Genomic DNA, 7,279 nt, shown 5'->3' with positions numbered 1-7,279 from the left:
GTTGGTAGAGCATCGGTCTCCAAAACCGAGGGCCGTGGGTTCGAGTCCCTCCGCCCCTGCCAGCGATAGCCCCAGATGCGCCGCCGGCGCCGGGGCGACGACCCGCCAAGAGGCGGCCGACCGGATCGAGGAGACCTCCCCATGGCCCGCGCGAATCCCCTGCAGTTCATCCAGCAGGTGCGTTCCGAGGCCGCGAAGGTCGTCTGGCCGACGCGCCGCGAGACGGTGGTCACCACCATCATGGTGTTCGTGATGGCGACGCTGGCCGCGATCTTCTTCTTCGCGGTCGACTCGCTGATCGGCCTGGGGATCGACCAGATCCTCCACCTCGGCGCCACCAACCTCTGATCCCCATTCCGTCCGGCTTCGCGCCGGGCCTGTTCGCCCGCCCTCCCGGGGCGGAGCGGCGACGTCCGGGGCGCCGGCTCACGCAGGGCTTGCCTTCGGACGGCTCGGTCTGTAGGGGAAGCGCTCCCATCCGGAAGGTCGGCGCGCTGCGATTCGGGGAACATCCCCCGAGGCCGCGCGCCTGATGCTTTGAGAGAAGACGGCGTCCAGCAAGGACGCGAAGGCGAGGTTCGGCAGGCGGCATGGCGCAGCGCTGGTATACGGTCCACGTGCTCTCCAACTTCGAAAAGAAGGTCGCCGAGGCGATCAAGGAGGGCGCGCGACAGAACGGACTCGAGGACGAGATCGAGGATGTTCTGGTTCCGACCGAAGAGGTCGTCGAACTGCGTCGCGGCAAGAAGGTGCAGACCGAGCGTCGCTTCATGCCCGGCTATGTTCTTGTGAAGATGCAGATGTCCGACGAGGCCTATCACCTTGTCATGGGCACCAACCGGGTGACCGGCTTCCTCGGCCCGATGGGGCGTCCGACGCCCCTGCGGGACTCCGAGGTCGAGCGGCTGATCAGCCAGGTCGCCGAAGGGGTGGAGCGTCCGCGCCCCGCCATCACCTTCGAGATCGGCGAGCAGGTCAAGGTCACCGACGGCCCGTTCGAGAGCTTCACCGGCATGGTCGAGGAAGTGGACGAGTCGAACGCCCGCCTGAAGGTGGCCGTCTCGATCTTCGGCCGCTCGACCCCGGTCGAACTGGAATACGCCCAGGTCCAGAAAGAGGCCTGAGCGCAAAGGCGCGGGAGGCGAGGGCGACGCGTCGTCCGGACCGCACCGCTAACCGAAAGCCGCCGGATCGCGTTCCGGTGGCGGGATGAAGGAGAGGCCACATGGCCAAGAAGATCATCGGCAGCCTGAAGCTGCAGGTGCCGGCGGGCAAGGCGAACCCCTCGCCGCCCATCGGCCCCGCGCTGGGTCAGCGCGGCATCAACATCATGGCGTTCTGCAAGGAATTCAATGCGGCGACGCAGGGGATGGAAGTCGGCGCCCCGTGCCCGACCGTCATCACCTACTACCAGGACAAGAGCTTCACCTTCGCGATCAAGACGCCCCCGGCGTCCTACTTCCTGAAGAAGGCCGCGTCGCTGAAGTCGGGCTCCACGAAGCCGGGTCGCGAGACCGCCGGCTCGGTGACCGTGAAGCAGGTCCGCGAGATCGCGGAAGCCAAGATGCAGGATCTGAACGCCAACGACGTCGAGGCGGCGATGCAGATCATTCTCGGCTCCGCCCGCTCGATGGGCATCGAGGTGAAGGGCTGATCCGATGGCAAAGCTGACCAAACGCGCGAAAGCGAACCGCGGCGCCGTCGAGGGCAAGGAGAACCTCGGTCTCGAGGAGGCCGTGGCCCTGATCAAGGCGAACGCCAAGGCGAAGTTCGACGAGTCCGTCGAGATCGCCATGAACCTGGGCGTCGACCCCCGTCACGCGGACCAGATGGTTCGCGGCGTGGTGACCCTGCCCAACGGCACCGGCAAGACCGTGCGCGTCGCCGTCTTCGCCCGCGGCCCGAAGGCCGACGAGGCGACTGCGGCCGGCGCGGACATCGTCGGCGCCGAGGACCTGCTGGAGACGATCCAGGGCGGCACGATCGACTTCGATCGCTGCATCGCCACGCCGGACATGATGCCGCTCGTTGGCCGTCTGGGCAAGGTGCTGGGCCCCCGCGGCCTGATGCCGAACCCCAAGGTCGGCACCGTGACCATGGACGTCGCCACCGCCGTGGCGAACGCCAAGGGCGGCGAGGTGCAGTTCCGCGTCGAGAAGGCGGGCATCATCCACGGCGGCGTCGGCAAGGCCTCGTTCGACGAGAAGGCCCTGGCCGAGAACGTGCGGGCCTTCGTGGCCGCCGTCTCGCGCTCGAAGCCGACCGGCGCCAAGGGCACCTACCTGAAGAAGATCTCGCTCTCCTCGACGATGGGGCCGGGCGTGTCGGTGGACGTGGCTTCGGCCGCCGCCGAGTGAGGTTCCGCGGGCTCGCGCCCGCGGCCTGAGGTTCGCCCCAGGGTCTTGCGACCCGAAGGCGACAGCCGGGCGCCCGGGAAACCGGACGCCCATCTCGTCCGAGACGGCGGGTGGGGATCACCTTCGGGGGGTCTTCTTAATCTCCCGCCATAGACGGGGATCGAGTTCCAGTTCCGCCCTTGGGCGGTCATGGCTCGGGACCCGGACGGGACCTGAACGTCGCTCCAGACCGGTTTCGGCCGGCGCGGGGCGGCAATGGAGCCGGGAGGCGCAAGCCTCCCAAACTTGGAGTGCACCTGTGGACAGAGCGCAGAAAGAGGCCGTTGTCGCTGAACTCGACAAGGCCTTTGCCGAGTCCGGGTCGGTGGTGGTGTGTCACTACGCCGGTCTCACGGTGGCGCAGATGTCGGACCTCCGCATTCAGATGAAGAATGCGGGCGGACAGGTCCGGGTCGCCAAGAACACGCTCGCCAAGATCGCCCTGGAAGGCAAGGCATGCGAGGGGCTCAAGGAGCACCTCGTCGGCCAGACCGTCCTCGCCTATGCAGAAGATCCCGTGGCTCCGGCCAAGGTGATCGAAGCTTACGCCAAGAAGAACGAGAAGCTCGTTATCATTGGCGGAGCCATGGGCGCGGAGGTCTTCGATGCGGAAGGCGTCAAGTCGCTGGCCAAGATGCCGTCGCGCGAGGAGGTCATCGCCTCCATCGTCGGCGCGCTGATGGCACCCGCTTCGAACCTTGCCGGCGCGATCACGGCCCCCGCGACGAATATCGCGGGCATCCTCAAGACCCTCGCGGAAAAAGAGGACGCGTGATCGAGGCATTCGCCATCGAGAGATCGGACGCGATGACACGCGACGATCGCCTGAACGCTAAAACTTACGGAAACGGAACTGAGAAATGGCTGACCTGAAGTCTCTCGCCGAGCAGCTCGTGAACCTGACCCTGCTCGAGGCCAACGAGCTGAAGAACATCCTCAAGGACGAGTACGGCATCGAGCCCGCCGCCGGTGGCGCGGTCATGATGGCCGGCCCCGTGGGCGACGCCGCCCCCGCCGAGGAAGAGAAGACCGAGTTCGACGTCATCCTGGTGGCGGCCGGCGAGAAGAAGATCAACGTGATCAAGGAAGTCCGCGCCATCACCGGCCTGGGCCTCAAAGAGGCCAAGGAGCTGGTCGAGGCCGGCGGCAAGGCCGTGAAGGAGCAGGCTCCGAAGGCCGAGGCCGAGGAGATCAAGAAGAAGCTCGAGGAAGCCGGCGCCAAAGTCGAGCTGAAGTGAGCTTGCGCGCGGCTGCGGCTGCGCCTTACTGAAACAAGGGCTGGCCCCGCCTCGAGCGGGGCCGGCTCGTCCGTTTCCGATCGCCGGGGCAGGGCCCCGCGAGGGGGGCGGGGGTCCCGATCGCCGCTCCGGCTCCCTATATGTGGGAACTTGCGCCGGAGGCCACGAGACGGATCGAGAGACCGAGCGTCCTCCGGGACGCCCGCGGGAAGGGCAGGTATCCTTCGCACGGGCGCCCCGGAGGGCGCGCGGGTTCCGGGAAGCAGGCCGTGGGACGTCTGCATGAATTTGGAACCGCGCCCATTGCGGACGCGTCGCGGCCGGACCGCCCCGCCGGACCGACGACGCTGAAGGCCGAGGTTGAGCATGACTCAGACGCATTCCGTTCGCAAACGCATCCGCAGGAGCTACGGCAAGATCCGTGAAGTCGCGAAGATGCCGAACCTGATCGAGGTTCAGAAATCTTCCTACGACCTGTTCCTGGATTCGGGCGACGGCGCCGTCCCCATCGACGGGGAGGGCCTGCAGGGCGTCTTCCAGTCGGTGTTCCCCGTCAAGGATTTCAACGAGACCGCGGTGCTGGAGTTCGTGAAGTACGAGCTCGAGGCGCCCAAGTACGACGTCGAAGAGTGCCAGCAGCGCGACATGACCTATGCCGCGCCGCTGAAGGTGACCCTGCGCCTGATCGTGTTCGAGGTGGACCCCGACACCGAGGCGAAGTCCGTCAAGGACATCAAGGAGCAGGACGTCTACATGGGCGACATGCCCCTGATGACGAAGCACGGCACCTTCGTGGTCAACGGCACCGAGCGGGTCATCGTTTCCCAGATGCACCGCTCCCCCGGCGTGTTCTTCGACCATGACAAGGGCAAGACCCATTCCTCGGGCAAGCTGCTGTTCGCCAGCCGCGTGATCCCCTACCGCGGCTCCTGGCTCGACTTCGAGTTCGACGCCAAGGACGTGGTGTTCGCGCGCATCGACCGTCGCCGGAAGCTGCCGGTGACGACGCTGCTCTATGCCCTGGGCCTGACCCAGGATCAGATCATGGAGGAGTTCTACGGCACCGTTCCCTACCGCCGTGTTAAGGATGGCTGGGCGGTTCCCTTCCGCGGCGAGCGTCTGAAGGCGACGAAGCCCGACTTCGACATCATCGACGCCGCGTCGGGCGAGGTGCTGTTCGAGGCCAACCAGAAGGTCACCCCGCGCAAGATCAACCAGCTGCTCGAGCGCGGCGACGTCGCCGAGACCCTGGCGCCGTTCGAGACGCTCTACAGCCGCTATGTCGCGCGGGACATGATCAACGAGAAGACCGGCGCGATCTATGCCGAGGCCGGCGACGAGCTGACCGAGGAGAACGTGCAGGCCCTGCTCGACGCGGGCTTCGACGAGATCCCGACGCTCGACATCGACATCTCCATCGGTCCGTGGATGCGCAAGACCATGGACGTCGACAAGAACATGAACCGGGAGCAGGCGCTTCTGGACATCTACCGCGTCATGCGCCCCGGCGAGCCGCCGACCGTCGACGCGGCCGAGACCATGTTCAACGGCCTGTTCTTCGACTCCGAGCGCTACGATCTTTCCGCGGTGGGCCGCGTGAAGATGAACATGCGCCTCGAGCTGGATGCCGATCCCAACCAGCGGACCCTGCGCAACACCGACATCATCGCCGTGATCAAGGCGCTGGTCGAGCTGCGCGACGGCCGGGGCGAGGTCGACGACATCGACCACCTCGGCAACCGCCGCGTGCGGTCGGTCGGCGAGCTGATGGAGAACCAGTACCGCGTCGGCCTCCTGCGCATGGAGCGCGCGATCAAGGAGCGCATGTCCTCGGTCGACATCGACACGGTGATGCCCCAGGACCTGATCAACGCCAAGCCCGCGGCCGCCGCGGTGCGGGAGTTCTTCGGCTCCTCGCAGCTCAGCCAGTTCATGGACCAGACCAACCCGCTGTCGGAAGTGACCCACAAGCGGCGTCTCTCGGCCCTCGGGCCGGGCGGTCTGACCCGTGAGCGCGCCGGCTTCGAGGTGCGCGACGTGCACCCGACGCACTACGGCCGCATGTGCCCGATCGAGACGCCGGAAGGGCCGAACATCGGCCTGATCAACTCGCTGGCGAGCTTCGCCCGCGTGAACCGCTACGGCTTCATCGAGACGCCCTACCGGAAGGTCATCGACGGCCAGGTCTCCGACGAGGTGGTGTATATCTCCGCCACCGAGGAGATGCGCTACACCGTCGCCCAGGCCAACGCCAACCTGACCGAAGACTACCGGTTCGTGAACGACCTCGTCTCCACCCGCAAGGGCGGCGAGTTCATGCTGTCCCCGCGCGAGAACATCGACCTGATCGACGTCTCGCCCAAGCAGCTGGTCTCGGTCGCGGCCTCGCTGATCCCGTTCCTCGAGAACGACGACGCGAACCGCGCGCTGATGGGCTCGAACATGCAGCGCCAGGCGGTGCCGCTGGTCAAGGCCGAGGCGCCCTTCGTGGGCACCGGCATCGAGGAGATCGTGGCGCGCGATTCCGGCGCGGCGATCACCGCGCGGCGCGGCGGCATCATCGACCAGGTCGACGCGGTGCGCATCGTTATCCGCGTGACCGACGACATGGACCTGGGCGATCCGGGCGTGGACATCTACCGTCTGCGGAAGTTCCAGCGCTCGAACCAGAACACCTGCATCAACCAGCGTCCGCTGGTGAAGGTGGGCGACCGCATCGCGGCCGGCGACGTGGTGGCCGACGGTCCCTCGACGGACCTGGGCGAGCTGGCGCTCGGCAAGAACGTGCTCGTCGCGTTCATGCCGTGGAACGGCTACAACTACGAGGACTCGATCCTCATCTCCGAGCGCATCGTGAAGGACGATGTGTTCACCTCGATCCACATCGAGGAATTCGAGGTGATGGCCCGCGACACCAAGCTCGGGCCGGAAGAGATCACCCGCGACATCCCCAACGTCGGCGAGGAGGCCCTGCGCAACCTCGACGAGGCGGGGATCGTGTACATCGGCGCCGAAGTGGGGCCGGCGGACATCCTCGTGGGCAAGATCACGCCGAAGGGCGAAAGCCCGATGACGCCGGAGGAGAAGCTCCTCCGCGCCATCTTCGGCGAGAAGGCCTCGGACGTGCGCGACACCTCGCTGCGCCTGCCGCCGGGCGACCACGGCACCATCGTCGAGGTGCGCGTGTTCAACCGGCACGGCGTCGAGAAGGACGAGCGCGCCCTGCAGATCGAGCGCGAAGAGATCGAGCGTCTGGCCCGCGACCGCGAGGACGAGACGGCGATCCTGGAGCGCAACATCTACGCGCGTCTGCACGACCTGGTCATCGGCAAGACCGCGGTGAAGGGGCCCAAGGGCATCCGCGCGGGCTCCGAGATCACCGAGGAGCTGCTGGGCACCCTGTCCCGCGGCCAGTGGTGGCAGCTGGCGCTCGGCGAAGAGGCCGACGCGTCGGAGCTGGAGGCGCTGAACAAGCAGTTCGACGCCCAGAAGAAGAACCTGGAGCGCCGCTTCGACGACAAGGTCGAGAAGGTGCGTCGGGGCGACGACCTGCCGCCGGGCGTGATGAAGATGGTCAAGGTGTTCGTGGCGGTGAAGCGCAAGCTGCAGCCGGGCGACAAGATGGCCGGCCGTCACGGCAACAAG

The 7,279-nt window shown here is 66.8% G+C and carries 7 protein-coding genes; all 7 read left to right on the top strand.

The annotated features are described in order from the left end of the window. The first annotated feature begins 141 nt into the window (after window positions 1-141). Window positions 142-348: a preprotein translocase subunit SecE gene (gene secE / locus AAC134_RS23035; protein ID WP_339952008.1), complete on the top strand. Its 207-nt coding sequence runs from the start codon at window positions 142-144 to the stop codon at window positions 346-348. 242 nt (window positions 349-590) lie between these two features. Then, window positions 591-1,124: a transcription termination/antitermination protein NusG gene (gene nusG / locus AAC134_RS23030; RefSeq protein ID WP_339952006.1), complete on the top strand. Its 534-nt coding sequence runs from the start codon at window positions 591-593 to the stop codon at window positions 1,122-1,124. Between the two features lie 101 nt (window positions 1,125-1,225). Continuing rightward, on the top strand, window positions 1,226-1,654 hold the full coding sequence (gene rplK / locus AAC134_RS23025; RefSeq protein ID WP_339952004.1) for a 50S ribosomal protein L11: 429 nt from the start codon (window positions 1,226-1,228) through the stop codon (window positions 1,652-1,654). A 4-nt stretch (window positions 1,655-1,658) separates the two neighbouring features. Further along, on the top strand, window positions 1,659-2,357 hold the full coding sequence (rplA, locus tag AAC134_RS23020; RefSeq protein ID WP_339952002.1) for a 50S ribosomal protein L1: 699 nt from the start codon (window positions 1,659-1,661) through the stop codon (window positions 2,355-2,357). Between the two features lie 298 nt (window positions 2,358-2,655). Further along, on the top strand, window positions 2,656-3,171 hold the full coding sequence (gene rplJ, locus AAC134_RS23015; protein ID WP_339952000.1) for a 50S ribosomal protein L10: 516 nt from the start codon (window positions 2,656-2,658) through the stop codon (window positions 3,169-3,171). Window positions 3,172-3,256: 85 nt separating this feature from the next. Beyond that, window positions 3,257-3,634, top strand: coding sequence for a 50S ribosomal protein L7/L12 (gene rplL / locus AAC134_RS23010; RefSeq protein ID WP_339951998.1), 378 nt, complete (start codon window positions 3,257-3,259; stop codon window positions 3,632-3,634). 366 nt (window positions 3,635-4,000) lie between these two features. Beyond that, a partial coding sequence (rpoB, locus tag AAC134_RS23005; RefSeq protein WP_339951996.1) for a DNA-directed RNA polymerase subunit beta occupies window positions 4,001-7,279 on the top strand: 3,279 nt, incomplete at its 3' end.

Source organism: uncultured Albimonas sp. (assembly GCF_963977235.1).
Taxonomy (GTDB): Bacteria; Pseudomonadota; Alphaproteobacteria; order Rhodobacterales; family Rhodobacteraceae; genus Albimonas.
This window is presented reverse-complemented; position numbering and strand designations above follow the sequence as displayed.